We start from the raw sequence: 25,529 nt of genomic DNA on the forward strand, positions 1-25,529 counted from the left end.
AGAGAATTAGTACGTTGAGGAGTATGAGTTGAGTTTGGTTAACGTCGGGTGGCAATGATGGCGATCAGCGACAGAATACCGGTGATGACGGGAGTAAGCTGGTAAGCTCGGTCAACGCTGGTGGCGCGGGCTTTTCCGGGCTCGATGTACACTACGTCGTTGGGGTGAAGTGAATAATAGGGTGAGCGGAAAGCGTCCCGATTGGTCAGGTCAAGGCGGGCAAAAACCCTTTTCGTGCCTTCTTCCCGAATAACCAGAACATTGTCACGACGGCCATAGATGGTTAGATCGCCAGCTAGTCCCAGGGCCTCCGGCAGGGTTATCTGCTCGTTTGGGATAGTGAAAAGTGACGGGCGGGCTACCTCGCCAAGCACCGAAATCCGGAAGTTCAGGTTTCTGACATTAACCGTTGGTTCTTTCAGATAGCTTTTGAGTTTGGTTGTAATAAGCTCACTGGCTTTGGTATTGGTTAACCCCACAACGCTCAACTGACCGATTAGCGGCAGTTTAATCGTCCCATCATCAGCTACGGCGTAGCCAACGGTACGTGCCAGCGGATTGGCGGTCGCTGCCGCTACGGTCGCATCGGCCATGGAAACCGGGTTGAAATAAGCCGACGCTTCAGCATTGAGGCTACTCACCTGAACCGACAAAATATCTCCTTTCCGGATGGTGGGTATGAAAGGTTCGGCAATGTTCACGGTGTCTCCCTTAGTACTGATATCCTGGAAGTAAGCCAGTTTCTTGGCCGATGTGCAGCCTTCCAGGGACGCAACAGAAAGGGCAATGGCTAATATGCTTATCCAATGGGTTAGGTGTGGTGTTTTGGTCCTTTTACTCATTCGTCGTGTGGCTTGATCGTTCTACTTAGTAATAATGAATGGGTTGTGAATGACTTGACAATCGTTAATCGCTCGTACGGCCGGCCGTATTGGGAGTACTATACTTTTGGTAAGTCGATTAAGCTGATAATCAGGTTTATACTATTCTTCGGCTTCCTAATTAGGGAGGCCTTTAGCGCGTACCGGTGGAGTACTAGGAAGATGGGAGCACGGTGGAGTACACAGAACACGAACTTGCCGTTCAGCCTTTGTACTATTATAACTCGAAAGTAGAATGTTGATTTCTGAAGACAAAAGATTAGGAGCTTTACACTGTTCGGTGCCTTGTAAACAGATATTAGTTAGTAATTAATTTTTTAAGCTGTTTGGTAACACATTAGGTAATAGATATTTATTTATAGCAATACGAATATGGTACTCATATCATCTATTCTATAAACTAAGCAAGTAATACCTGTTAAGAAATTAACTAAGGATTTGGCCTGTTTATGGAAATAGTTATATCATCGATAGTAATTATTCAAAAACGTATCTAGCGCTTTAGGTATACAGATTTGTATTATTACCAGATTCAGGATCTGCTGCTTTTTTCATACATGAGGTGATTTTTGCCTATTTAAGATAGCGATCTTCGTTTGATCGAAATTGGGACTCACTGGTGTTTGTTAAATGCAAACTGCCCGCCAGTATTTAAGCTGGCGGGCAGGGCAGAGAAAGCGGATATTATGCGATTTTCTGGCCAGAATAAGCAGGCCAGCCGGTTAGGCGCACGACTCCGGCAAGACCATTGTCAAGGAATAAGGTTACCAGCTGCGTCGTAATTCATGGAAGCCTTGCAACTGGCGCCTAGCACAGCATCATAAGGCTTTCCACCTACTCCCTGAATTAGTTTGTTGCCCGTCAGGACATTGTTTGTGGCTTTGCTACCATAGGCCAAAAATGTAGCCTGATTAACTGCATTCGTTTTGTTCGAAATGGTATTGTTCGAGAAGGTGTTATTGGGAGAATTGTCACAAATAACTGCTTTGGTGGCCGAACTCTCGATTATATTATCGGTGAAAGTGCCGCCCGCCGTCGAAGAAAACAACTCGATCATTCCTGTCATTCTAAAGACATTCTTCGTGAACTGAACGGCTCCCCCATTGAAGAGCTGCATGCCTCCCGTACACAAACCAACCGTTGAGTTTCCACTGATAATCATCCCCCCAACGATCGATCCGTTACCTCCGCCGTCATTGGACCCCTCGAGAAACTTGTCGAATACGCCTTCGAATTTATTGTTGGTAATCGTTACATGCTGAGCCGCTCCGGCTATTTCGATCCCAAACAGACTACAGTTTTTAATGTTGTTGCTATCCACTGTGAGCTGGTCCAGCGGTCCGGATAACGAAATGCCAAAATGGCAATTATAGAACGTATTGCCACTAACGACGATATTCTTGCCCGCGTAAACATTGAAGTTGTCGTGGTTGAAAATCTCACAGGCCATGCGTTTTGCCTGTACTGTGTTGTTGCGAACGATGATGTTGGAGGCCGTTCGTCCGGCCTGAATCTTCAGCGTAAGCCAATTCGTACTATCCTTGGCTGCACTGTCATCTCCGCTACAGTTCTGAATCGTCAGGTTCGAAACGGATGGGCCGTCGATCGAAATGGTACCATAATTACCCGTTTCCTGAGAGGATACAATCCAACTTAACCCATCGATCATAACATTGTCCAGGGACGCGTTGGGATCTGTGGCGCTGACGAGTGCGCCTAAAGAAACATGGGACTTGGGCAGTCGAATAATTGCTTTGCCGGGATTAGCCCGTAAAGTTAAGTTACTCCTTAGGTTGGCATTGGTCAATTGCGTGTATGTACCATCCGGAATCGTGATGTCGTTCGTTACTCGGATGGCTGTGATCAGTTCAGGGCCTATATCGTCATCCGATTCGGTGATGCCGAACCAGTATCCGTTGGCCGAACCCGTGAATTCCCGTTTGTAGCGATAGCCTTTAACCGTCACCAATGTTATTCCCATATTGTCTTCCGTGGTGCGGTCGGCCTGGTCGAGTTTAAAGACGCCTTCCCGGCCTGCATCGGTGATGCGGACCCGGGTAGGAACGGAGCTCTCCGTAAAGGCTCTTACCTGAGCAATCGTTAGGGCATCCTCCCGTTCAACGATGGTGTCCGGTGCCGGATCAGATGGTTTGCAATAAGCCAGGATGGTGAATGAAGCCACCAGCATCACTGATTTGAAAAAGCCTGAGTATATCATTACGATGAGCGATCTAGAGACAAATGCTGAAAAAAAAGCGCCCCGCTAAACACTAACGGGGCGGTCAAAACTGGATTAACGCATGCCAGCGAGCGTTTTCAACCGGTTGAATATCCGAATTGGAATACTGTATCGGCGAAGGGTCTGTTGTTGATAATATTCCGTAGACTGGACGATTCTCGGCAGGTTGAAGACCCGTTGTTGCCCGTCATCCAACTGGGTTTTATAGCGGTTGTAAATATTCGTGTGTGTAGCCTCTTCGCCGAACCCGATATTTTCTACTTTCGAAATCGTCGGATAAACCGTTAAGCCATTGTTTTTGAATCGGTTAAAGCAGAAGCGGATATCCCAGGCATCTGCCCTTCCTTCCATCTGGTCGCGTAGCATACCCAATAAGTCGGATCCGCCCTGCATGAACAATCGCTGTTCGGCTTTGTCCTGCGTAAAAGCCGGGTAGTCGGCCATGTCCCAATCAATCGACTGCCAGCGGTCGGCCCAGGTAGCCCATCCCCAGGGGCTGTGACGGGGAATAAAGTAAGCATCCGACGCATGGTTGGCCGGTTTCTGAAACGGAAATGTGTAACCCGCTACGGAGTAAACCCGCTTATTTTTGGCGTACTGTTCCAAACCCTGGTTCATGAAGTCCAGAAAGTTGGGCGACGTAACCAGATCATCTTCCACAATGATGGCCGTGGGGTATTTGGCCAGCACCTGAGAGATACCTCTAATGACCGAATCAGCGCATCCGATATTGGTTTCCGCGTAATCTCGATGAATGCTTTTAAAGCCGGAAACCGCGTCTAGCAGTTGACGAACCTCCGCCACTTTGGGCGCATCAGCCGGGCGCTTGGGCGCGTCAGCAAAAATGTACAGATCACTCTCCGGAGCTAAATAGTTGGCTTCGAGAGCTTTAATGGTTGCCTTCAGTTCATCTGGGCGCTTGTAGGCAAATAGAATTACCGGTGCAGTCATAACGTAAAACGATTGAATAGTATAAGTTTTCGCTGGCGCAGAGAAGCCAATTCATGGCTACTAGTCCTGGGTGAATTAAGATTTGTTCGTACGTCGGTAGCTCTGCATACCAGAGAAATAGTCTGCTTTTGTAGAGCGTAGGTACGTATATCGGCCCGATCAATCGTTGTTCGGTTGTGCGTCCAGACGGGACTGGTTGCCGGTTAATGACCTGATCTAATGACATCGCGCCTGCTGTTTGGCTGGGCATCAATATCAGGGCAGAGTAGGCATTGTTCAGGTAAGGTTAGGGAGTGGTAGCCTGTCCTGTTTGTGCGGAGTGACTGCCAGAAAGCGATGCACCGTTCAGGTTGTTTACCGGTATATCTACTATAAAACTAGAGGGGGAGTTTGCTTAAACAAAAAGCAGAAGCCTATACAGGAAATACAGGTATTAAATAAAATAGCTAGTTATATTGACGTAATATTCTTTGTTGAATATATTTTGTTTTTATAAGAAATAATATAGTAACAAGTGGATAAAATCACTTTGATTAATAATAGGATTATTTTGCGTTATACCAGCTAAGAAATTAACTCGTATTTCTCGGTAGTCGGCTTATATTTTCTAAAATGAGTGCTTAATTTCGTATGGAAATACGGAGTCGTTGTGATGAGCAGTAAAACGACTCAATTAGCGGTAGGCGGAGCTGGAATGAGTCAGGCTGCTAGTTAGCGCCTGACGTTAGGAGTGGAAGTTGACTTCGCTTATCTTATACTTCTTCGGAAGGCGACCGATGCTCGTTTGTTAGCGAAAGCTGAGACGCCGTATACTCCAGACGGTCCCGAGAAACAGGTATAAGCGTATTATCGGCTAACCGTATTGAGCCGGATCGACCTTTTTTTTGACTGAACTCCTGAACGTAAGCCGGATTAATAATTGCCGAACGATGAACCCGAACAAAGTCCAGATTTTTTTCAAACCAATGAAGCGACTGGGTGATTAGTTTAATGGAACCGTCCTGAAAATGAACTCGTGTATAGTTGGCATCTCCTTCCAGCCACATTATAGATTGAACCAAAACAGTCGGTGAGTGTCCGACCAATTGAATAGTTTTCATAGGGTGTTTGTTGAGTTGGTAGTACATACGTAGTGACTTTACGTTCGGTTTTTAACTAAACCGCAGAAATCGCTTAGAACACCACCTACTCGTCTGATTCTAAGACCGAATTTTACTCATTTTGAGTCAGTTTATACACGCGTTAATTGACTAATTTACTATTCGGTATACAAGAATAAGGGACGGTTCTGTACCTGAACTATTGAATACCAGCCTGGCTGTCCGGTTAATAAAAGCCTCTTCAATCCATAGAAATTCACATATGCCTATTCAGCAGTCTGTTCAGACGCTCATTCGAGCCGACGACTTCCACGATAAGGCGTTTAGTTTCACGGTAGAGTCGATTGTCGATGAGCTACCCGCAAATCATAAAGAGCTGGTAGTAACGGTATCGGAAGGATACTATATGACCACTTCGCAAACCAGCGAACCTCGTCGGGAGCAAACCTTTGAGCATAGTCAACAACCTAATCGACAATGGGTTGCCCGTGGTGTTGTTACCTTAGCGTATGCCGAAGAGTACCCGGTGAACGGTGTGCTGACAATCCAGAATCCAGCGGCAGAAACGGTAGTTTTGCCAATTGAGGTAACCCAGGCAGTGACCAGAAACGCCGGGCTGACGGTTAGTCATTCGGAGCTTTCCTTCACGCAAACTGCAAGCGATAATTCAGCCTACCTATTGCTGACGATTAGTCAGCAACCCGTTGACACGCCTATTACGCTGACAACCGACTTACCCGCCTATTTTCAACTGGCCAGTGATAGCCGTCCCTATTACAGCCCCACATTAACGGTAGTTTCACCGGCCAGAAAGTTCCATGTGCATGTTCGGTTCGCGGCCAGTAAACCCGGTTTATACACGGGACAATTGACGATCCAGACTCCATCCGATCGCCAGATAATTCCTCTTCGGGGAAGACGGACGGGGTGGTTCTCCATGCCAACTGGACGTCGTTTGGCTGTCAATCAGCAGAAACGGGAGTCGTCCCTGTCCTCAGGTCGGTCAGGAAATTGGTTTATAATAGCCGTGCTCGCTGGTATGAGTGGGCTGGGGTATATTGGCTACACCCAAAAGTGCCAGCTCTTTCCCGGCCTCTGCCAGCCTGTAACGCCGAAGGCAGCGTCGGTAAAACAGTCTTTACCAACACCCGGTCAGCCGACGGTTTCGGTGCGCTCGCCAAACAGCGAAGCCAAGTCGATCACTTACCCGGAAAAGGGTCATGAAAATTTAACGCAGGTGATCGATTCGCTGGCCCGGATGCGGCAGTCGTTTGCGGCCGATAAATCTGGTACCAAACGGACAGTTGTTGCGTCGGGAGAGGAAATTGCAACGATTCGTTCGAAGGAGCCTCGTCGGGAAACCGTCAAAAAAACTGCTCAACAGCCAAAAGAGCCTAGCCAGGTAAAACCCCCATCGGTGAACGAGGAAAGCGAACTGGAAAAAGCGCTCAATAAACCGCTCTGATCATCCGGGTTTTTAACGCATAAATGGCATCGGACTGCTGCTTACCAAGGCGGCAACCCGATGCCATTTGTGCGTTAACTAGAGAAACGGTCATTGACGAAAAGTCCACAAACAGGTTATCGTCAACAACCAGCCTACTGCGTTAACAAGGCCCCATTTTTGTCGAAGTTATTGTAGAACCTGTAGGTGGCTCCATTGCCAGCACCAATCAATCCACCGGGGCTTTTCACGATGGTGTTATTGTAAATGCATTGTTCGTTGCTGTTCGGGTATTCACGATAGTTATCAGCCAACTGTTACGCACCGTTTCGTTGCCGATGTAATTACTGGCGAATGTTAGATTGGCCTGCCTGTCCTGATTCAACCAGGGAATCTTAATAACAGAGATTTCTTATTCAGAAAGGCATAAGGGGTACAACGCTCGCCTACTTTTGTGCCTCCATGCGCGAAGGATGACGCTGGGTAGTGGACACCGGCACGCGAGAGATTTGAAAACGGATAAAAATGGAATTTCACCAACAGCTTTTTGACCAGAACTCAAACCGTATAGACCAATGGACCCGCCACGAGTTTGAGCAGTGTCTATTCAGAAACCTTAATTTATCGAAAGCTATACTAGCCAATGCCAGCTTCACGAACTGCCGATTCGAAAATTGCAACCTGGGAATGGCCGTGATTGAAGGCACTAAACTGGACGATATTGTATTCGCCAACTGCCTGTTGAGCTCGCTCAACTTTGGGCATTGCAGCAGCTTCGGTTTCCATGTCGATTTTCAGGAATGCCGTTTGGACTACGCCAGCTTTCTTAGCCGCAACCTTAAGAAAACCCGCTTCGTGGATTGCTCGCTAAAAGAAGCTCGCTTCATGAATTGCGACCTGAGTGGAGCGGTATTTAAAAATTGTAATCTGGAGCTTACCCAATTTGCCAACAATACCCTGACTCAGGTAGATTTCTCAACCTCCTACAACCTGAGTCTGGACCCCGATGGCAATAGACTAAAGAAGACAAAATTCTCACTTCATAGCTTGCCGGGTTTATTGACTAAATACGATATCGTTATCAGTTAGCTTATTTCTTACTGATATAGCGATTGCCTTTCACGTAGAAACGATAAGGGAGATCGGCCCCCTGTGTCAGGCCGATGCGGGTGGTTGTAACCATGTCGAAATCATGCAGAACGGGGCCACGGATGTAAATATCTCCGGTGGTCAGCGACGCGAAGTTATGCTCAGTTCGGCTAATACCCAGCGCGATGGTGAGTTTGCCCGGTCCGTTGGCGAGGTTACGTTCCCCATCGGCTGTTGTGGGGTCGATGGTGTTGTTGCGGTATCGGGCGAACCCCGTTTTGAAGGCGTCGTTGCGTCGGATACCCATCAAGTCAAGCCCTTCGGTGGGTTCGAGCGCACGAATCAGGACGGCTTCCCCTACACCTTCTGGCCCCGCTACGATGTTGATGCAGTTGTAATGATTGTAGATCTGATAGACGTAAAGTGTTCCTGCCGGGCCGAACATGGCCGCGTTGCGGGGCGTTTGCCGGCGGTACGCATGGCAGGCCGGATCATCGGTCAGGTAAGCCTCCGTTTCAACGATGATCCCCGCCGTGGTGCCTTCGCCGGCCGATTCGTGCACCAGTTCGCAACCCAGCAGAAGCTGGGCAAGCGTTAGCGTATCGTGGTTCTGATAGAAATCAAGAGGAAGTTTAGGCATACTAGATCACATTCATGGTCTGTTCCTTAATCTTTTCCAGTTCGTCTTTCATTTGCACCACAAACCGCTGAATGGAGGAGTCATTGGCTTTGGAGCCGATGGTGTTGATTTCACGGCCGATTTCCTGCGAAATGAAGTTGAGCTTTTTGCCGTTGGCTTCTTCCGTTGCCAGCACTTCCAGGAAATAGTTGAGGTGATTGGTCAGCCGAACTTTTTCTTCCGAGATGTCGAACTTCTCTACGTAATAGACCAACTCCTGCTCGAAGCGGTTTTGATCGAACGATTCGCTGTCCAGCAACTCACGTACCGAATGTCGCATCCGGTCGCGCACTGCCGGAATCCGCCGAACGTCATGTTCTTCAATGTCGGCCAGGCGGTCGGTGATAATCTGGATGTATTCCTGAAATTTACTTTCCAAAACGGCTCCATCCTGCTTCCGAAAGCTGTCGCACCGCTGGATGGCTTCCTTTACGGCCGCCAGTACCGTTTCCCAGTCAGACGAGTCGGCGGCTGTGTCATTCGATTCTGTAAGGTACGCATTGGGTTGCTGCAGCGCCAGTTGCAGCACATCGCTGTCCGGAATGCTCATCAGCATCGTATTGGCGGTTTCTTTAAGATCAGAAACGTAGGCCAACACCAACGGCCGGTTGATTGTAACGCCGGGCCGAACGGCATTGACGCGGGTCAGATTAAGCGACAGCTCGACTTTGCCCCGCTCCAATTGCTGGGTGAGTAGGGCCCGAAGTTCAATTTCCTTGTCGGAAAACTGGCGGGGCATTCGGCAATAAATGTCTAAAAACTTAGAATTCAGCGTTTTAACTTCCGCCGTTACAGACAGGCCACCAGCCTCCACCGTTGCGTTGCCGAAGCCGGTCATTGATTTTAACATTCTTGCTATAGTTATAAAGTTGTTGACTGGTCGCTTTGTACTGCCCGTACACTATGTGGCCTGTCATCCAAGTGTACAGACCGTACAAGGCGATCCCTTATTTTAACGCCCCTGCTTCCAGTTCCAAAAATTCTTTTCGATTTCGGGCAACGTCAATGGCGGTATAAATGGCCTGTATCATAGATGTTTCGTCGGCCAGATCCTTACCGGCAATATCGTAGGCGGTACCGTGATCGGGCGATGTGCGAACGGCGGGCATGCCTGCCGTAAAGTTGACCCCTTCTTCGAAGGCAATTGCCTTAAATGGAATCAGACCCTGGTCGTGATACATAGCCAGTACCGCGTCGAATTTTGTATAAGCCCGTGTACCGAAGAAACCATCGGCGGGGTAGGGACCAAACACCAACTGACCTTTGTTGCGCCATTCGGCAATGAGGGGTTTGATGATCTCGTTTTCTTCCGTGCCCAGCAATCCCTCCTCGCCCGCGTGTGGGTTCAGACCCAGGACCGCAATTTTCGGTTTTTCGATGCCAAAATCCTGCTTTAGCGACTGCATCATCAGGGTTAGTTTCTGCGCAATCCGTTCGCGGGTGACGTTCTGGCGTACACGGCCCAGGGGTACGTGACCCGTTACGACGCCTACGCGCAGGGTCTGGCTTACCAGAAACATCAGATTGTCCGTTACCCCAAATTCTTCGGCCAGGTACTCGGTATGACCTGGAAACTTAAACTCCTCCGACTGGATATTATTTTTGTTGATGGGGGCTGTTACCAGCGCATCCAGTTTGCCCGCCTTGAGGTCATCGACGGCACGCTGCAAACACGCCAGGGCCGCTTGTCCAGCTTCGGGGGTCACCTGGCCGGGCTGAATCTCCTGGTTTTGATCGGGCCAGCAGGTAATGACGTTGGTCAGTTTGTGGCTGATTTGGCCTATTGTCTGGGCACCGTTCAGGTTCCAGTCTTTCAGATTCAGCAGGTTTCGGTATCGGTTCAGAATTCTCATGGAACCGTAGATGACGGGCGTGCAGATTTTCTGTAACCGATTGTACTGCAATGCTTTCAGGATCACTTCGGGACCAATGCCGTTGAAGTCGCCCAGCGAAATACCAATCACTAACCGATCATCGCGTCCCATACTTTCGGCCGACTGCCCCGATTGATCAATACTCTCACGAGGTTCCGGATCGATCAAGCCTGGATCACGCTGGCTGTTCCGGTTGTCGGTTGTCGGGCGATTTCGATTGGCTTGATGATCATCGCGTTGCCGGTTCTCGGCAGGGCGGGGGTTGGCCGTTGGCTGACCTTCGCGCTGTTGTTTAGGGCGTTGGTTATTCGGCCTTTGGCTCCGCTCTGGCCGGTCGTTTGATGCAGGCTCAGCGGTCGGCGTTGCGCCCGATGCCGCCGGTCGTTCATCGCGGTTCTGGCGGTTGTTCTGATTACGTTGCTCGCCATTACGTGGTTCGCCATTGCGATGATCACGTTGGTTTTGAGTACCGTTACGCTGTCCGCCATCGCGTGGTCCGCCATCGCGGTTTCGTTCGTGGCGTTGTCCACCGTTCCGTTGGTCGCCGGTACGGGTTTCGCCACCGCGTTGGTCGTCGGTACGATTTTCGCGTTGTGGTGTTTCCTGTCGCTTGTCTACAGGTTTATTATCCACCTGTGGCGGAGTGGCTAGGCCAGTCTCATCGGCTGGCTTATTACGTAGCCGATTGTCTGGAGCGGACTCATCAGACACGTTCGTACGGTGTGGGTTCGATTCTTCGGATTGGCGTTGTTCCATGCACTTTTTGTAGTTTCGCCAAGAGTTAGCAAGTGGTGAAAAATGAGAATGAAACGTGATGAACAAACGGAATAACTAAAACACGTGTTTATTCATCACGTTTCATTCTACATTTTCATTGTAATTGCCTGCAAGTTACGAAAACCCCACGGATGTCCCAGAATCAACTGTCTATTCTCATTGTCGACGAAATGCACCCGTCGCTTTTTGCCATGCTCGATCAGGCTGGCTTTCGGTACGATTACCAGCCTAAGCTTACGCGGGCTGATCTGCTAACCACACTGGCACCCTATGAAGGGCTACTGATACGAAGCAAAACCACCGTTGATGAAGAAGTGCTTGCCCACGCCCCCAATCTGCAATTTATTGGCCGGGCCGGTGCCGGTCTGGATTTAATTGACCTGGCAGCCGTCGAACGCCGGGGTATCCGGGTTTTTCATGCCGGTGAAGGCAACCGCGACGCCGTTGCCGAACATATGGTTGGGATGTTGCTGGGTCTACTGGCGAACATTCTGAAAGCTGACCGGGAAGTGCGCCAGGGCATCTGGGATCGGGAAGGAAATCGAGGCTATGAACTGGGAGGCCTAACCGTAGGCCTGATTGGCTACGGTAATAATGGCCGCGCTACCGCACGTCGGTTAAGCGGGTTTGGTTGCCGGGTTATGGCTTACGATAAATACCTGACCAACTACGGAGATACCTTTGCCGAGGAAGCAAATCTGGCGCAAATTTGTACCGAAGCTGACGTATTGAGCCTTCACATCCCGCTAACCGACGAGACCCGGACATTGATCAATGATACGTTTATTGACCAGTTCGGCAAACCCTTCTATCTGGTCAACATCGCCCGGGGAGAAATTACGTCTCTGTCGGCGGTAGTACGTGGACTGGAGAATGGTAAAATTCGGGGCGCCTGTCTCGACGTGCTGGAAAACGAAAAGCTGGACAAGCTTACCCCTGAACAGCAACGCTCGTTCGATTACCTTCGTCAGTCAGACCGCGTTGTTCTAACCCCTCACATTGCTGGCTGGACACATGAAAGTTACGTCCGAATCAACGAAGTGCTGGTCAGGCAGATTCAATCGTAGAGACGCATACTTGCGTCTCAGATGCGTCAGCAATTTTACGGATAGTTTTTGACTTATATAAATTGTTGCTGACGCGAGTGAGACGCAAGTATGCGTTTCTACCTGGTGACGGTGAAACTAGCGTTGGTGCAGGTAGTGCCCGCTGCATTTGTCAGACAAATCTGGCCTGTTGTTGCGCCGGTTGGCACCGTAACCCGAATCGTTGCGCCTTCCACCACAAACTTGGCCGCGGCTGAAGCGCCATTGCCAAACCGAATTTCCTGAACGGTTGCTATATTCTGACCCGTTAAAATAACGTCGTCGCCAACCTTTCCAGATTTTGGCGTAAACTCTACGCTGGATGTCAGTCGAAGCACCGTGAACGCAGCCGTGGTGGTCGTCTCATTCGTAATGTTCGTTACGCGCAGAGGGCCCGTTTGGGCATCGGCAGGAACGGTCACCCAGCGTTCCGTGTCTTCGTTTTTACCACCATCGACTGCTGCCGTAGCGGCACCGGCGAAGAAAACCTGGGCATCCTTCAAAAAGTCACCTCGTAAAACGACGCGTTCGCCCGGCCTCGCCGTCAGGGGGATAATATCCGAAATAACTGCTTTCTGAACAATAACCAGAGGTGCCGACGCTGTACCGGCGCGGCTGGTCACGGTGACCGATCCACTAACTGCCGTTGTTGGAACACCAACCAGCAAGTCTATGCCTTCGTTTCGGCTGGTAATGGGCACCGGAATACCACTGATACTGACAGCGGTAATGCGATAAAGGTTTCTGCCTGAAATCGTCAGCGTTTTCCCCCCCAGTTGCCTGGCTGGGGTCAGGACGAGGTTGGAGGGAGCAAGGTAAAAAAAGAATGGATCGGTAGCCGTCGTGTTGCCACCAATCCCGCTGGCCACCACCGATACTTGTGCTGATGCCGGTAGTGCCGGAACGATGGCCTCTACCTGAGCATCGCTAAGGATACGGAAAGTGGTGGGTACGCTGCCAATCGAGACCGACGTCAGCTGGCTCAGATTACGGCCTTCGATCACTAGTTTATCACCGGCAATGCCATCCTGAGCGAGCAGGTGAGTAATGAACGGCGGCTGAAAAATTTTCACGCTGTCGGTACTGGTAGCGACTAACGTTTCGAAAACCCGTACCGATACCTGACCCGATGTAGCCGTTGCCGGAACGATGGTGCGAATTTCGGTATCCTTAATCGTTGTCAGAGTTTTGTCGGTCGTCAGGCCATTGATACTCACAATGCCATCAGTGAAATTTTTCCCCTGAATGACCAGCTCTGCGCCGGGTTTTGTGTTCAATGGGCTTATGCTGGTAATTTGGGGCGTTCCGGCAACAATAAATCGGTTGGTTACCTGGCCCCCAATGGTTTCGATCGTCAGCGGCTGAGGTCCGCGGGCTACGGTAGCGGGTACGGGAAAGGTGATTTTTTTGGTAGAGCTGTCCTGAACCACCGCGTCGATATTATCGAACCGGACCCGTTTGAGCTGATTTAAGTAATCGCCGGTTATGGTAATGAGTTGTCCCTGAATACCGTTGGCTGGTGTAATCGCCGTTACGATGGGGGCTGGTTGCAGAACGGAAAAGGGCAGTGGATCCGACGTGCCTTCCGGCGTCTGAACCCTGATCTGCGTGTTGCCGGGTGCCACACGGGGCACTTTCACCTGAATCGTCGTTTCGCTGTTACTACTGATGGGTGCCGACAGGGCACCTGCTCCTGAACCGAACATAACCGCTGGCTCACTGCCAAACTGGTAACCCGTTAGAGTCAGACTCTGATCGACATAAGCCTGGGGAACAGACAGTTTAATGAGCTCTGGCGGACTGTGCTGAACCCGGCAACTGGTGAACCCAATAAGCGTACTGAGTAGAAAGAAAAGTAATACAGTTGATTTCATAAACGGCAACGGGAGGTTGAGCTCCCAGGCATAATCGGTAAAATTAGTCAATTTGGCTGTCCAAAAACCATTTCCTTCGAAAGCCTGTTAGAACAATGTAACAGTGAATAATGCAAGATGAAGAATAACTCGTTATTCATTACTATCGTCTATTCGTAAACAAATGAGCTACCGCAGCCTGAAAGCATCAAAATTATTGGCAATCAATACACTTGGCGAACTCAAAGCCGCCGGGTATGAAACCCGCTCAATCAAGCAGGAACTGCGGGATAATTTAATCGACCGAATCAAGGAGAAGGAAGTGGTTTTTCCGGGCATATGGGGCTATGAAGATACGGTTATTCCGGATGTGGAACGGGCCATACTTTCCATGCACCATATCAACTTACTGGGGCTGCGTGGGCAGGCAAAGACGCGTATCGCCCGCCTGATGGTCAACTTGCTGGATGAGTACATTCCGGTGGTAGCAGGGTCCGAACTGAACGACGATCCCCTGATGCCGCTATCCCGCTTTGCCGTCGATCTGATCGCGGAGAAAGGCGATCAAACGCCCATCACCTGGTTGCACCGCAATGACCGGTATACCGAAAAACTGGCTACGCCCGATGTATCGGTAGCCGACCTGATTGGCGACGTGGACCCGATTAAAGCGGCAACGCTTAAACTGCCTTACTCCGACGAACGGACCATTCACTATGGGCTGATTCCGCGGTCGCACCGCTGTATTTTCGTAATCAACGAGTTGCCTGATCTCCAGGCTCGTATTCAGGTGTCGCTGTTTAACATTTTGCAGGAGGGCGATATTCAGATTCGTGGGTTCAAACTTCGGTTGCCACTCGATATTCAGTTTGTTTTTACGGCCAATCCGGAAGATTACACCAATCGGGGCAGCATCGTGACCCCCCTGAAAGACCGTATTGACTCCCAGATTGTGACTCACTATCCGAAATCAATCGAAATCGGCAAGAAAATTACTATGCAGGAAGCTGTCGTAAAAACGGAGCAGAAGGGTATGGTGAAGACCAACGATCTGATTGCTGACCTGATTGAGCAGATTGCCCTGGAAGCTCGTGAGAGTGAATACGTCGATTCGAAAAGTGGTGTATCGGCCCGGATGACAATCTCGGCGTACGAGAACCTGCTTTCGTCGGCCGAACGGCGGGCGCTGATCAATGGAGAAAAAGAGACGTATGTGCGCATTGCCGATCTCTACGGGGTTGTACCGGCCATTTGCGGGAAGGTAGAACTAGTCTATGAAGGGGAGGTAGAAGGTCCGGTCATTGTGGCGCAGAACCTGATCGGTAAAGCCATTCGGAATCAGTTTTCAGGCTATTTTCCGAATCCCGAAAAAGCTAAAAAAGACAAACGCGGGAATCCGTACAAAAAAATTACGGATTGGTTCGGTGATGGTAACGTTATGGAGTTTCTTAACGAACTGACCAACCGCGACTATGAAGCCCGGTTGCGCACCATCGATGGTCTTGACGATCTGGTTGACCAGTTCCATCCGCGGCTGAGTAAAACGGAAAAGCTGTTTATGATGGAGTTTGCTTTGCACGGCCTGGCCGAACACTCCCTGGTAGGCAAAAAAGCGATGGACACAGGGCTGTCGTTCAAAGATCTACTTGGTTCGATGTTCAGCCCCGGTACCAATTTTGGTGAAGAGGAGGAAGAAGAGGATGACGATGATCGGTTTTAGACCCACTGCTGCATAGCGTTAGAGGGTGACACAAAAAAGGGTATCTGAATGGGCAGCGCCTGGTGAGATACCCTTTTTTGTAGCATAAATAATCAGGGCGTTGTTGCCTTAGTCAACAACAACTGCTGTACCGTTGGCACTGACCATGAGCATGGAACCATTGCCGCCAATGGTCTGGTAATCCAGGTCAACGCCGATGATGGCCGTAGCCCCCAGCCGAGTGGCCTGCTCGATCATTTCTTTGAGGGCTATACTTTTAGCTTCCCGTAAGGCTTGTACATAAGCCCCCGAATGCCCGCCGACTACATCCTTGATCGTGGTAAAGAAATCTTTAACGAGGTTGGCACCAATAATGGCCTCCCCGTTGACCAGACCCACATATTTAGTGATACGTTTGCCTTCAATATTAGAGGTAGTCGTTACGAGCATAAAAAGAATTTGTAGGTTGATAGGCGGTTCTGCCTTAGTAATTGTAAAGGTAGGCAGTTGTTCGTTTTAACATACACTGCGCGCTGGTTTAGCTGTGGTACTTATTTTCGGGTCCTGTCTGAAGGGGCGTGTCATAAGGCTTGTTCCCGGTAAAAATAACTCTGGTTTACCGTGGTCATTGAACCACTACCGCAAATGCCTGTACCCGTTTTATCGGCTTCGCCTGTGACGCCTGACCACCGCTGAGTAGATTGCATATAAATGTATCGAAGAACTGTCTTTCTTTGTAAGCCAATATAGTGCATGACCTTGTCAATTAACTTTTACAGCCAGAAAAAAATGAAAGACCTCCGCTTATCCCGCTTGTTCGCCTGGACATTACTTACTGCCCTCCCACTCTGGTTCGGCAGTTGCTCGAAAGATGACAACCCGACAATCGTCGATACCCCAACGGTTGAAGGAAGTTATAAAATTACGGCCCTTAGTGTTGACCCTAAAGCACTTGGGTTATACAATGACCTGATAGCAGCCTCTAAACTTCTTTTTACCAATACCACTTGCCTGAACGATCTTACTATAACGTTTAAGACGGGCGGGGAAGCAACGACCGATAACCCTACATCCTGCAGCCTTATCCCTATTCCGCTAAGTACGTTTACCGGCATTGACGCCACCAGCAAATGGAGTCTGAGCGGTAATCAACTGACGGTAACAAAAGGTGATGGGACCAAAACGGCTTACACCGTTCTGAGTACAGGGTCTACGATGAAACTGCAATGGCAGGGTATGCTGAACTACCCTGTTCCCAGTTCGACCGTTTACACGTATACCATGGACCTGAAGAAGCAATAAGGACTTAACGAGATGCTTTTCGAAAAACCGGCTCATTCGTGAGTCGGTTTTTTTATGGGCTGCCCAGATGGGTTTAATGATCAATCTATTGATTAGTGAATACACTTTACTCAGTAAATACGACCGTTTACACAATACATTATTAAACCTGTTTGGCGACTCCAATAGATTTGCATCAAATTAAAAACAAATTAATTGGATCGATTTATGAAAACGAAAAAAACGAATGTTGCCCAAATCATGGCCTGGGCATTGGTTGTGGCCATGCCTTTGTGGTTTGGAAGTTGTAAAAAAGGTAGTGATGATCCCATAACACCCACTACGTCATCCGTACAGGGAAGCTGGAAAATATCCGGTTATACCATTAATCCTGGCGTTGATTTTCTGGGAACTGGCCAAAAAAGTAATGATCTACTGGCTGCTTTACGTTCGTTACCTAACGGGCTGGGGAATGACGCCGTAGAATGTCTGACGACGTCGATCATCACCTTTAATGCCAATGGTAAAATTACCGGGACAAATGGCTCCAAGTGTGCGTCCTCAGGAGAGTATAATCCCATTGAAGAAAACGCAAGCTGGAAACTGGATGGTAATAAACTAACGCTTACCAGCGGTAGCGATGTGACTGTGTACGATACCGTTATTAGTGGTAATACGCTGAAACTCTCTGGCCAGGAAATGGAGGATTTCGATGGTGACGGTAAAGACGAGGCTTACACCGTTACCCTGGAAATGACGAAGGTCTAACAACGCCTGAGTACCTCAGAAAGAAACGACTCGCCAAACGGCGAGTCGTTTCTTATGCACGCTCTACACAATCGTGTAGCGTCGTTATGTAGCGGTCGAGGTACATGGGCGTATCCTTCGACTTGTACTGCAAAATATACCTTGGATGGTCGAGGGTGACAATGCGGTCGAAGAAGCCCTGCTGCTCATTGAGTCGGCGCAAATACGTTTCGTTTTTGCGACCCAGACATACGGCTACGGATCTGTTGCAGCCAAACTCAATCTGGGTGCGAACCGTTTCCGTAATGGCAGGCCACAGGGCTGCGGTGGTTATGCGATCGTCGTAGAAATTATAGTTTTTAAGACCACCCGGTTTGCCGTCACGCGCAGGACCATTCTTGGTAAGGGCCAGTGGAAACAGCGAGGTCAGAAAAAACTGGCTGTAAAATGCCTTTGCCCCACCAAAAGCGTCGACAACCTGGTAAATAAACCGACTCGATAGTTCGGGCGTGTCGCGCAGGTTGTTGGCGATGCCGCAGTACCGACGCAGGTTCTGAGGTGTTGTGAAAGAAATTCCCGTTACACCCGCCCCAAATCGACCCGGATTAATGCCCAGTACAAAAATACGTGGCGTCGTATCGTCAAATAAGTTGCCGTAAAACTCGTTGACAATGGACCGAACCTCTGGTTGTGGGTACGGGTTCAAAACGCCAATGTCCGGCGGGAGATTGGCGGGTTTTTCCAGCGCATTATAATAGGCGATAGCTTTGCTCGCGAAGGTGGTCATGTTTTGGCCCGCTAACAAAGCTACTTGATATTCTTCCGACGGTTCCGTTGAAAATCCTCGAACATCATATTGCCTAATCCCTGCAAACCGCTGTAGTAGGCCCGGCCATTGTTTACTTTCGTAAACTCCTGCACAAACTGTTTCAGATAAGGATCGGAGGCAATCATGAAGGTCGTAATCGGAATCTCCAGTCGGCGAGCCTGTGCGGCCAGAGTCAGCGTTTTGCTGACAACCTTCCGGTCAAGTCCAAACGAGTTCTTGTAGTATTTGATGCCTTCTTTCAAACAGGTCGGTTTCCCGTCCGTAATCATGAAGATCTGCTTGTTCTTATTCTTGCGCCGACGCAGCAAATCCATCGCCAGTTCCAAACCCGCTACGGTGTTCGTGTGGTAAGGGCCGACTTCCAGATAAGGCAGGTCTTTAGCCTGAATCTGCCAGGCGTCGTTACCGAACACGACAATATCGAGCGTGTCTTTCGGATACTTTATCTTGATCAACTCAACCAGCGCGAGGGCCACTTTCTTGGCGGGTGTAATTCGGTCTTCGCCGTACAGAATCATGGAGTGGCTAATGTCGATCATGAGCACCGTAGATGTCTGCGTCTTCTGCTCTTTCTGCGTTACTTCCAGATCGCGCTCCATAAGTCTGAAATCATCTACACCGCTGTTGATCTGGGCGTTGCGTATGGATTCGGTCATGGAAATCTGTTCCAGCGAGTCGCCAAACTGATACGTGCGGATGTCGCTGCTCAGTTCGTCTCCGGTACCGGTATAAGGCGTCTTGTGGTTTCCCCCTGATTTGGAGCGTTCAAGTTTGCCGAAGATTTCTTCGAGCGCACTCCGGCGAATCGTCTGCTCGCTTTTCGGCGTCATCACGATTTTACCTTCCTGGTTATCTTCGGTCAGGTATCCTTTTTCCTTCAGCTCATCGAAGAAATTGCCCATGCCGTATTTATCGTCGGTGAGGTTATATTGACGATCGAGCTGGCTCATCCAGGACATCGCTTGTTCGACATCCCCGGAGGTTAAGAGCAGCAATTGCTGGAAAATGTTCAGCAACTGGTCGAACTTACTCCCTTCTTTTTGCTCGGGCGGTACGTAATCAGAGAATTGAAAGCCTTTCATAAGTAAAGTCGTTTGCTGTCGTGTGAGCGGGTTGAGGTATATCGTTCTTTCGTAAGCCAGCAGCGTATTGTCAGAACAGCGTGTTTCGCGGATTTGTTCGGTCTGTTCCGGCTAGCTTAGATCGCAGTCGGCATCCGTGGTTCCGGCCAAATTTCTAGTCTATCAAATATAACGAGAAAAGGCGTAGAGGTGGTCAATCTTTTCCGGAGATGCTGCTTAAACGTACCGCTTAATAGCGCTAAAACGCCCCAATTACCCCACCATTCGTCCCAAAGTTGCCAATAGTCCCAGAACAAAGCGGTTCATCCCTTCGATTTGCAGGGGCTGCCGGGGAGGGCGTAGGTTTGCATCGTCGGACAACAAGGCCCGATCTCACAAACCAGAAAACACAAACGCCATGAAAACGATCCTGTTTACAATCGCCCTGATCACTGGTTCATTTGTCAGCACAATGGCATCCTCCCGGTTTGCCGCTCCCGGCGATTCGGCGTCGTATAAACTGACCATCGAATTTGCGAATATCACCAAACGAATGGGTACGCTCTATGTTGGTCTTGTCAATGACGCGGCTGAGTTCAACGGAAACTCGTACCGCAAGACTCGTATTCAAATTCCAGCTACCGGCGATTTTCAGGTGAAGTTTGACCAACTACCCGCCGGGCGATACGCGGTCAAAGTATTTCAGGATTTAAATGAAAACCAGAAGCTGGACCGGTCGAACCAGATGCCCACGGAACCCTTCGGCTTTTCAAACGTGACCATGCTGATGGGACCTCCTTCGTTTGAGCAAGCGGCCTTCGAGCTTGACGCGTCCAAGACCATTGTTGTTAGCCTAATCGGACAGTAATAGACGGATCATAACCCTGTTGCGTACGACCATGAACCGGATCAATTTTCTCAAAACCCTATTGGGCGCTGGCCTTGCACCAGCCGCTGCTCTTGCCAGCCCCGCAACTCAAGATCTGGTGTCCGAAGCCCAGCGAATACGCCTGGACTTACTCGACGCCTGGGCCATGTCCGAAAAAATGACGCTTCTGACTGCCGGCCAAATGCCCGCCGACTCGTTTGAGTTTAAGTACACGGCCGAAGCCATGACCTTCGCTGAACAGTGGCGGCATTGCTGCCAGTTCACCGTGAGTCAGTTAGCGGGCCGGTTAGGCGTCGCTGATCCGTATCGAACCCGCCAATTGCTGCCAGTAATGACCAAGATGCAGGTGATGGACGAACTGCGAACGATGTATGCATTTGTCAAACAGACCATTCGCGAAGTGCCCGATGACACACTTCTCAGGAGAGACGATTTTATGGGTAGTCAGCTGCCAAACTGGCGGCTGATCTATGCCATGGAGAACCATATTATTCACCACCGGGGGCAATGCATGGTCTACCTTCGGCTGAAAGGCATTACGCCCGAAGGATACCTGGGCTGGTAGTTTACAATTGCGCCAGTAAGTACAGCACCGCCATACGCACCGCTACTCCGTTTTCGACCTGATCGAGGATAATCGAGTGCGACGAATCGGCCGCATCCGATGTTAGTTCGACGCCCCGATTAATAGGGCCGGGGTGCATGAGTAGGATCGGGCGATCCAGTTCGTCGAGCATCTGCTTGGAAATGCCGAAGTAAAGCGAGTACTCGCGCAACGATGGGAAATACTTGATCTGTTGCCGCTCCAACTGAATGCGTAACACATTGGCCACATCGCACCAGGCCAGCGCCTGACGGACATCGTGCCCTACTTTTACGCCCAGGGCTTCAATGTGTTTGGGAATGAGTGTCTTGGGGCCGCATACCATTACCTCCGCCCCCTGCTTTTGCAGACAAAAAATATTGGATAGCGCCACGCGGGAGTGGGTAATATCGCCAATGATGGCCACCCGCTTACCGGCTACATCTCCCAATTTTTCACGAATCGAAAAAGAGTCCAGCAGCGCCTGAGTAGGGTGCTCGTGGGTGCCATCGCCGGCATTAACGACATTGGCCTTAATGTGTTTGGTCAGGTAATGAGGAGCGCCCGGACTACTGTGGCGCATTACCACCATATCGACCTTCATGGCCAGAATATTATTGACCGTATCGAGTAGGGTTTCGCCTTTTTTGACGGAACTACCCGACGCTGAAAAGTTGACGACATCGGCCGACAGGCGCTTTTCTGCCAGTTCGAACGACAGCCGGGTGCGGGTCGAGTTTTCAAAAAAAACGTTGGCAATCGTCACATCACGCAGCGATGGAACTTTCTTGATGGGGCGGTTGATGACTTCTTTAAATTGCCCGGCCGTATCCAGAATTAATTGAATGTCCGACTCGGTCAGGTCTTTGATACCCACCAAATGGCGGACACTGAGGGCAGTTCGATGGGTCGATTGGGCCATGGGAGCAGTATAACTATAAATTGGGCAAAGATAGAAAGATCGGCACTAGTCAGTTACCGATCCCATCAGAATTTATAGGCTTTCTTAACTGGCTCACTGGGTACAGAATGACTGGTTATTAGCTAACCAGTTGGTACTTAGTGAGTAGATGCAGTAAACTGGTTGTCGGCGCGTTTGGCTACCGTTTGGCAAAGGGAAACAAGGCCGATTCTGTGTGGGACTGGGCCATAAGCTTGCTGAGGTATCTGACCTTATCGGGGTATTTGGCCGCTATGTCGTGCGTTTCGGCGGGATCTTTCGAGAGGTCGTATAGCTCGATAGGGCCGTTGGGGTTGCTGGATGCCTGTAACCGAACGGCTTTCCAGTTGCCCTGCCGGACAGCCTGTTTACCGCCTTCCTCATGAAATTCCCAGTACAGATAATCGTGCTTTATCTGCTGACCTTTACCCGTCAGGGACGGCACAAAGGAGATGCCGTCAAGTTTGGGGGGCGTTTTGGCACCAGCCAGTTCGGCAAAGGTGGGTAGCAAATCCCAGAAAGCACCCACAAAATCGCTTTGTGTGCCTGGCTTGATGACGCCCGGCCAACGGGCAATGAAGGGCTCTCGGATGCCCCCTTCGTAGAGGTCCCGTTTGATGCCCCGAAAGCCGCCACTGCTATTGAAAAAGACAGGGTCGCCACCGCCCTCTTTATGTGGGCCGTTATCACTCGAAAAAATAACGAGCGTGTTCTTGTCCAGTCCTTTTGCTTTCAACTTGGCCAGAATCTGCCCCACATACCTATCCAGGCGAGCTACCATAGCTGCATAAGCGGCATGCGGATGTGATTGTGAGGCATAGCCTCCCGTTTTCGCGTTGGGACCATAATTGGCTCCCGTGTAGGGAGTTTCGGCAAATTTCCCCTTGTAGTAAGCAAACAGGCTATCCGTGGGCGGAACCAGCTCTGCGTGAGGCAGGGTGTATGGCAGGAAGAGAAAGAACGGTTGGCCGCTTTTCCGGCTATCCAGGTAATTTAAGGCCTTTTTCTGAATTATGTCGGGCGCAAACTCGCTCGTTTGCGTCAGGTTTTTGTTATTGGCCAAGATGACCTTTTTGTCGTTATCCCAGAGGTGATTGGGGTAATAGCGGTGTGCCAGCGACTGGCAATTATATCCGTAAAACCGGTCGAAACCCTGTTTCATCGGGTCCCCTTCCGAACAGGCAGGCCCCAGGCCCCACTTGCCGAATGCGGCCGTCGCGTATCCGGCTTTTTTCAGAAGTTCCGCCACCGTTACCACGGAGTCGGCAATGGGTTGCTGGCCTTCGGGTTGCACAGATTTGTTGCCCCGGATATAGGTATGGCCTGTGTGTTGTCCAGTCATCAGCGACGACCGGGAGGGTGCACAAACCGACGTACCCGCATAGAACTGCCTGAACTGAATGCCTTCGGCCGCCATTCGGTCGAGGATGGGTGTTTTGATCAGATTTTGCCCGTTGATGCCGACATCACCGAAGCCCAGGTCATCTGCCAGGATAAAAATAATATTTGGGCGGACGGCTTTGGGCGACTGTGCCTGTATTCGGCAGGAAACGATAAGTACTAAGCATACGATAAGTCTGATCATGTTGATGAGGAAGCATGGGGAACTCTACACGTCTATTTCAGCATACTAAAGGCCATAAAGAAAAAGTTATACGGCTTACAGCGGCTTTTTTTGCGAATTACTATTATCTAGAAAGCTAACACGTCTGATTTATAAGGCTAATCCTGTAAAACCGAATGTGTTACCGTTGTCCGATACCTGGATGCCTGGTGCAGACCGCGCCCTCATGGACGCTCTGCGCGATCCCGATCGGCGCAGGTCGTTAAACGGTGCAGAAGCCAGCGCCAGGGACGTCGAACATTGCATTTTAAATGCTGATTGCCCTTCGAGTGGAAATTAGTTAGTCCACGATTACGCATCCGTACCCCGGTACTGTTAGCCGATCGCCGGAGAGTGAACTGCCCGGAATAGTGTCAAACGTGATGCATCGGCACCAAGACTCATCGGGTGAAAAAACGACCTCAATGGGCTTTTTGGTCAGGTTGTGAACGACCAGTACGCGTGGACCATCCGCCGTAGACGCCTGCCGAATGAACGCGACGATACCTTTCTGGCGAATTCCCGTAGGTAAAAGCCGACTAAGGTTGTCCGTCAACACCGGATGATTGTTTCGGTAGTGAATCAGGCGTTTATAATGCGAGAAAAGTGAATCCGGATCGGTTTGTTGCTGCGCCAGTGGCCGTACGGTCTGGCTGGTGCTGTACTTACCCCGGCGCCAGCGGGTACGCTGCGTATCGTTGGCGCGGATATCCCAAAGAAACGGCTCCCGGATGTTCTCATCGGGTTTCATGCCGAGCATACCAATTTCTTCGCCGTAATAAAGGTAGGGTAGGCCAGGCAGAGTAAGCAATAGATTAGCCGCTACTTTCAGATGGGCAGTATTGCCTTTCAGCAGGCTGCCAATGCGGTTCTGATCGTGATTCGACAGCAGCAGCGCGTCAATGAATTCTGGATTGACTTTGCTGAATGTTTTGTGAACATACGTCAGGTATTCGATCAGATCTTCCGTATCATCTTCCTGCCGCACGATTTCGGCGATCATCAGCTGGAGGTCAAAATTGAAATTGGCTTTCAATCCCCGAAAATACGGAGCAATGCGCTCGGGGCGGGTCCATACCTCGCCCACGGTATAGGCACCGGACGATCCGTCATTACGGGTGGCCGCTTCGACAACACGGCCGAATTCCTGCCAGAATTGGTGGTTTTTGGGTTCTTCCGATTCCCGGTATAGGTGACGGGCAGCATCGAGCCGAAAGCCATCAACGCCCACATCCGAAAGCCAGAAACGGGCAACGGAGAAAACTTCTTCACGCAGCGGGCGGTGGTCGAAGTTCAGGTCGGGCATACCGCTCCAGAACATGCCATAGTATTGCTCGGGGTAGGTCGCTCCTTTTACCGAATGCCACGGATTTTTCTCGCCCGAATCGGCCGTAATGTCGCGGGTCGCTAGTTTACGTCGTTTAATCTCGTCGGGGCGTAACCACTTGTAATAGTGCCAGTAAGGATTGTCAGGGCCTTTGGCTGCTTCCAGAAACCAGGGGTGACGGATACTGGTATGGTGCAGAACCAGGTCGATAATAACGGCTATATCACGCTGATGAGCTTCGGCAATAAGGCGCCTGAAATCGTCCATCGTGCCGTATTCCGGATCGATCCCATAATAGTCCGTTACATCGTATTTATGGTAGGTCGGGGAGGGGCTAATGGGCATAAGCCAGATGGCCGAAACACCAAGGTCTTTTAAATAATCGAGTTTGCTGGTAACGCCGTTCAGATCGCCGATGCCGTCGCCGTTAGAATCGGCAAAAGAACGAACAAAAATTTCGTAATGAACACCCGAATGGCCCGTACGAAGTCGGGTGGCGGCTGCCGGGTTACCTGATGCGCCGGTCTGCGAGGTGGGTACGTCAGAAAAATCAGATTGCATGCAATAAAGGATTGCTACTCATTACCAAACGGAGAAA

24 protein-coding genes are annotated in these 25,529 nt (G+C 50.1%); 8 read left to right on the plus strand and 16 right to left on the minus strand.

Annotated features, from left to right (window positions below; translation table 11 throughout):
- Positions 1-38: 38 nt before the first annotated feature.
- From ACYU8Y_RS15030 to ACYU8Y_RS15045, 4 genes are all read right to left on the minus strand, one after another.
- Entirely contained in the window at positions 39-842 is an 804-nt protein-coding gene (locus ACYU8Y_RS15030) for a polysaccharide biosynthesis/export family protein (RefSeq protein WP_460938588.1), read from the minus strand.
- A gap of 790 nt (positions 843-1,632) precedes the next feature.
- A complete protein-coding gene (locus tag ACYU8Y_RS15035) occupies positions 1,633-3,099 on the minus strand; it encodes a right-handed parallel beta-helix repeat-containing protein (protein WP_460938590.1) in 1,467 nt (488 codons plus the stop codon).
- A 75-nt stretch (positions 3,100-3,174) separates the two neighbouring features.
- Positions 3,175-4,071 (minus strand): glycosyltransferase family protein, encoded by an 897-nt coding sequence (locus ACYU8Y_RS15040; protein ID WP_460938592.1) that lies wholly within the window; start codon positions 4,069-4,071, stop codon positions 3,175-3,177.
- Positions 4,072-4,823: 752 nt separating this feature from the next.
- On the minus strand, positions 4,824-5,171 hold the full coding sequence (locus tag ACYU8Y_RS15045) for a LytR/AlgR family response regulator transcription factor (protein ID WP_460938594.1): 348 nt from the start codon (positions 5,169-5,171) through the stop codon (positions 4,824-4,826).
- A 262-nt stretch (positions 5,172-5,433) separates the two neighbouring features.
- Here ACYU8Y_RS15045 and ACYU8Y_RS15050 point away from each other — a divergent pair, with 262 nt between their 5' ends.
- Positions 5,434-6,636 (plus strand): hypothetical protein, encoded by a 1,203-nt coding sequence (locus tag ACYU8Y_RS15050; protein ID WP_460938596.1) that lies wholly within the window; start codon positions 5,434-5,436, stop codon positions 6,634-6,636.
- Positions 6,637-6,770: 134 nt separating this feature from the next.
- On the opposite strand, the gene ACYU8Y_RS15055 is transcribed toward ACYU8Y_RS15050, so the two are convergent.
- A complete protein-coding gene (locus ACYU8Y_RS15055; RefSeq protein ID WP_460938598.1) occupies positions 6,771-6,929 on the minus strand; it encodes a hypothetical protein in 159 nt (52 codons plus the stop codon).
- 211 nt (positions 6,930-7,140) lie between these two features.
- On the opposite strand from ACYU8Y_RS15055, the gene ACYU8Y_RS15060 reads away from it, so the two are divergent.
- Entirely contained in the window at positions 7,141-7,704 is a 564-nt protein-coding gene (locus tag ACYU8Y_RS15060) for a pentapeptide repeat-containing protein (RefSeq protein WP_460938600.1), read from the plus strand.
- 1 nt (position 7,705) lies between these two features.
- On the opposite strand, the gene ACYU8Y_RS15065 is transcribed toward ACYU8Y_RS15060, so the two are convergent.
- The 3 genes from ACYU8Y_RS15065 to pdxA all read right to left on the minus strand — a co-directional run bounded on the left by ACYU8Y_RS15065 (position 7,706) and on the right by pdxA (position 11,013).
- Positions 7,706-8,344 (minus strand): DNA-3-methyladenine glycosylase, encoded by a 639-nt coding sequence (locus tag ACYU8Y_RS15065; RefSeq protein WP_460938602.1) that lies wholly within the window; start codon positions 8,342-8,344, stop codon positions 7,706-7,708.
- Position 8,345: 1 nt separating this feature from the next.
- The gene (locus ACYU8Y_RS15070; RefSeq protein WP_460938604.1) at positions 8,346-9,233 is read right to left on the minus strand and encodes a YicC/YloC family endoribonuclease; all 888 of its coding nucleotides are present in this window, start codon (positions 9,231-9,233) and stop codon (positions 8,346-8,348) included.
- A 97-nt stretch (positions 9,234-9,330) separates the two neighbouring features.
- On the minus strand, positions 9,331-11,013 hold the full coding sequence (gene pdxA, locus ACYU8Y_RS15075) for a 4-hydroxythreonine-4-phosphate dehydrogenase PdxA (RefSeq protein ID WP_460938606.1): 1,683 nt from the start codon (positions 11,011-11,013) through the stop codon (positions 9,331-9,333).
- Between the two features lie 152 nt (positions 11,014-11,165).
- On the opposite strand from pdxA, the gene ACYU8Y_RS15080 reads away from it, so the two are divergent.
- Positions 11,166-12,101, plus strand: coding sequence for a 2-hydroxyacid dehydrogenase (locus ACYU8Y_RS15080; RefSeq protein WP_460938608.1), 936 nt, complete (start codon positions 11,166-11,168; stop codon positions 12,099-12,101).
- A gap of 98 nt (positions 12,102-12,199) precedes the next feature.
- Here ACYU8Y_RS15080 and ACYU8Y_RS15085 read toward each other — a convergent pair whose 3' ends face one another.
- Complete coding sequence (locus ACYU8Y_RS15085; protein WP_460938610.1) at positions 12,200-13,993, minus strand: IPT/TIG domain-containing protein; 1,794 nt, start codon at positions 13,991-13,993, stop codon at positions 12,200-12,202.
- 163 nt (positions 13,994-14,156) lie between these two features.
- Here ACYU8Y_RS15085 and ACYU8Y_RS15090 point away from each other — a divergent pair, with 163 nt between their 5' ends.
- Positions 14,157-15,692, plus strand: a complete 1,536-nt coding sequence (locus tag ACYU8Y_RS15090) for a P-loop NTPase family protein (RefSeq protein WP_460938612.1) — start codon at positions 14,157-14,159, stop codon at positions 15,690-15,692.
- Positions 15,693-15,800: 108 nt separating this feature from the next.
- Here the strand turns inward: ACYU8Y_RS15090 and ACYU8Y_RS15095 are convergent, their stop codons facing one another.
- Together ACYU8Y_RS15095 and ACYU8Y_RS15100 are read right to left on the minus strand one after the other, a co-directional pair.
- The gene (locus ACYU8Y_RS15095) at positions 15,801-16,121 is read right to left on the minus strand and encodes a heavy metal-binding domain-containing protein (RefSeq protein WP_460938614.1); all 321 of its coding nucleotides are present in this window, start codon (positions 16,119-16,121) and stop codon (positions 15,801-15,803) included.
- 131 nt (positions 16,122-16,252) lie between these two features.
- Entirely contained in the window at positions 16,253-16,378 is a 126-nt protein-coding gene (locus tag ACYU8Y_RS15100) for a hypothetical protein (RefSeq protein WP_460938616.1), read from the minus strand.
- 82 nt (positions 16,379-16,460) lie between these two features.
- Here ACYU8Y_RS15100 and ACYU8Y_RS15105 point away from each other — a divergent pair, with 82 nt between their 5' ends.
- Both ACYU8Y_RS15105 and ACYU8Y_RS15110 read left to right on the plus strand, forming a co-directional pair.
- Positions 16,461-16,973, plus strand: a complete 513-nt coding sequence (locus tag ACYU8Y_RS15105) for a lipocalin family protein (RefSeq protein WP_460938618.1) — start codon at positions 16,461-16,463, stop codon at positions 16,971-16,973.
- 207 nt (positions 16,974-17,180) lie between these two features.
- Positions 17,181-17,720, plus strand: a complete 540-nt coding sequence (locus tag ACYU8Y_RS15110) for a lipocalin-like domain-containing protein (protein ID WP_460938620.1) — start codon at positions 17,181-17,183, stop codon at positions 17,718-17,720.
- Between the two features lie 52 nt (positions 17,721-17,772).
- On the opposite strand, the gene ACYU8Y_RS15115 is transcribed toward ACYU8Y_RS15110, so the two are convergent.
- The gene (locus ACYU8Y_RS15115) at positions 17,773-18,486 is read right to left on the minus strand and encodes a uracil-DNA glycosylase family protein (protein WP_460938621.1); all 714 of its coding nucleotides are present in this window, start codon (positions 18,484-18,486) and stop codon (positions 17,773-17,775) included.
- A 20-nt stretch (positions 18,487-18,506) separates the two neighbouring features.
- Positions 18,507-19,610 carry a vWA domain-containing protein gene (locus ACYU8Y_RS15120; RefSeq protein WP_460938623.1) on the minus strand — a complete coding sequence of 368 codons (1,104 nt, stop codon included), beginning with the start codon at positions 19,608-19,610 and terminating at the stop codon, positions 18,507-18,509.
- A gap of 397 nt (positions 19,611-20,007) precedes the next feature.
- Here ACYU8Y_RS15120 and ACYU8Y_RS15125 point away from each other — a divergent pair, with 397 nt between their 5' ends.
- Together ACYU8Y_RS15125 and ACYU8Y_RS15130 are read left to right on the plus strand one after the other, a co-directional pair.
- Complete coding sequence (locus ACYU8Y_RS15125) at positions 20,008-20,457, plus strand: DUF2141 domain-containing protein (protein WP_460938625.1); 450 nt, start codon at positions 20,008-20,010, stop codon at positions 20,455-20,457.
- Between the two features lie 31 nt (positions 20,458-20,488).
- Positions 20,489-21,043: a DinB family protein gene (locus tag ACYU8Y_RS15130; protein ID WP_460938627.1), complete on the plus strand. Its 555-nt coding sequence runs from the start codon at positions 20,489-20,491 to the stop codon at positions 21,041-21,043.
- A gap of 1 nt (position 21,044) precedes the next feature.
- On the opposite strand, the gene ACYU8Y_RS15135 is transcribed toward ACYU8Y_RS15130, so the two are convergent.
- The 3 genes from ACYU8Y_RS15135 to ACYU8Y_RS15145 form a co-directional block, all read right to left on the minus strand.
- A complete protein-coding gene (locus tag ACYU8Y_RS15135; RefSeq protein ID WP_460938629.1) occupies positions 21,045-21,983 on the minus strand; it encodes an aspartate carbamoyltransferase catalytic subunit in 939 nt (312 codons plus the stop codon).
- A 178-nt stretch (positions 21,984-22,161) separates the two neighbouring features.
- Positions 22,162-23,586, minus strand: a complete 1,425-nt coding sequence (locus ACYU8Y_RS15140; RefSeq protein WP_460938631.1) for an arylsulfatase — start codon at positions 23,584-23,586, stop codon at positions 22,162-22,164.
- A gap of 319 nt (positions 23,587-23,905) precedes the next feature.
- Positions 23,906-25,492, minus strand: a complete 1,587-nt coding sequence (locus tag ACYU8Y_RS15145; RefSeq protein ID WP_460938632.1) for an alpha-amylase family glycosyl hydrolase — start codon at positions 25,490-25,492, stop codon at positions 23,906-23,908.
- Positions 25,493-25,529 lie beyond the last annotated feature (37 nt).

The organism is Spirosoma humi (assembly GCF_054776575.1).

Bases quoted from the DNA above. Each gene is read 5' to 3' on its own strand.
- ACYU8Y_RS15120 (WP_460938623.1), bottom strand. From the start codon at position 19,610: ATGAAAGGCTTTCAATTCTCTGATTACGTACCGCCCGAGCAAAAAGAA.
- ACYU8Y_RS15130 (WP_460938627.1), top strand. From the start codon at position 20,489: ATGAACCGGATCAATTTTCTCAAAACCCTATTGGGCGCTGGCCTTGCA.
- pdxA (WP_460938606.1), bottom strand. From the start codon at position 11,013: ATGGAACAACGCCAATCCGAAGAATCGAACCCACACCGTACGAACGTG.
- ACYU8Y_RS15060 (WP_460938600.1), top strand. From the start codon at position 7,141: ATGGAATTTCACCAACAGCTTTTTGACCAGAACTCAAACCGTATAGAC.
- ACYU8Y_RS15040 (WP_460938592.1), bottom strand. From the start codon at position 4,071: ATGACTGCACCGGTAATTCTATTTGCCTACAAGCGCCCAGATGAACTG.
- ACYU8Y_RS15135 (WP_460938629.1), bottom strand. From the start codon at position 21,983: ATGGCCCAATCGACCCATCGAACTGCCCTCAGTGTCCGCCATTTGGTG.
- ACYU8Y_RS15080 (WP_460938608.1), top strand. From the start codon at position 11,166: ATGTCCCAGAATCAACTGTCTATTCTCATTGTCGACGAAATGCACCCG.
- ACYU8Y_RS15115 (WP_460938621.1), bottom strand. From the start codon at position 18,486: ATGACCACCTTCGCGAGCAAAGCTATCGCCTATTATAATGCGCTGGAA.
- ACYU8Y_RS15125 (WP_460938625.1), top strand. From the start codon at position 20,008: ATGAAAACGATCCTGTTTACAATCGCCCTGATCACTGGTTCATTTGTC.
- ACYU8Y_RS15070 (WP_460938604.1), bottom strand. From the start codon at position 9,233: ATGTTAAAATCAATGACCGGCTTCGGCAACGCAACGGTGGAGGCTGGT.
- ACYU8Y_RS15050 (WP_460938596.1), top strand. From the start codon at position 5,434: ATGCCTATTCAGCAGTCTGTTCAGACGCTCATTCGAGCCGACGACTTC.
- ACYU8Y_RS15100 (WP_460938616.1), bottom strand. From the start codon at position 16,378: ATGCAATCTACTCAGCGGTGGTCAGGCGTCACAGGCGAAGCCGATAAA.
- ACYU8Y_RS15105 (WP_460938618.1), top strand. From the start codon at position 16,461: ATGAAAGACCTCCGCTTATCCCGCTTGTTCGCCTGGACATTACTTACT.
- ACYU8Y_RS15045 (WP_460938594.1), bottom strand. From the start codon at position 5,171: ATGAAAACTATTCAATTGGTCGGACACTCACCGACTGTTTTGGTTCAA.
- ACYU8Y_RS15035 (WP_460938590.1), bottom strand. From the start codon at position 3,099: ATGATATACTCAGGCTTTTTCAAATCAGTGATGCTGGTGGCTTCATTC.
- ACYU8Y_RS15110 (WP_460938620.1), top strand. From the start codon at position 17,181: ATGAAAACGAAAAAAACGAATGTTGCCCAAATCATGGCCTGGGCATTG.
- ACYU8Y_RS15090 (WP_460938612.1), top strand. From the start codon at position 14,157: ATGAGCTACCGCAGCCTGAAAGCATCAAAATTATTGGCAATCAATACA.
- ACYU8Y_RS15140 (WP_460938631.1), bottom strand. From the start codon at position 23,586: ATGATCAGACTTATCGTATGCTTAGTACTTATCGTTTCCTGCCGAATA.
- ACYU8Y_RS15095 (WP_460938614.1), bottom strand. From the start codon at position 16,121: ATGCTCGTAACGACTACCTCTAATATTGAAGGCAAACGTATCACTAAA.
- ACYU8Y_RS15085 (WP_460938610.1), bottom strand. From the start codon at position 13,993: ATGAAATCAACTGTATTACTTTTCTTTCTACTCAGTACGCTTATTGGG.
- ACYU8Y_RS15145 (WP_460938632.1), bottom strand. From the start codon at position 25,492: ATGCAATCTGATTTTTCTGACGTACCCACCTCGCAGACCGGCGCATCA.
- ACYU8Y_RS15065 (WP_460938602.1), bottom strand. From the start codon at position 8,344: ATGCCTAAACTTCCTCTTGATTTCTATCAGAACCACGATACGCTAACG.
- ACYU8Y_RS15030 (WP_460938588.1), bottom strand. From the start codon at position 842: ATGAGTAAAAGGACCAAAACACCACACCTAACCCATTGGATAAGCATA.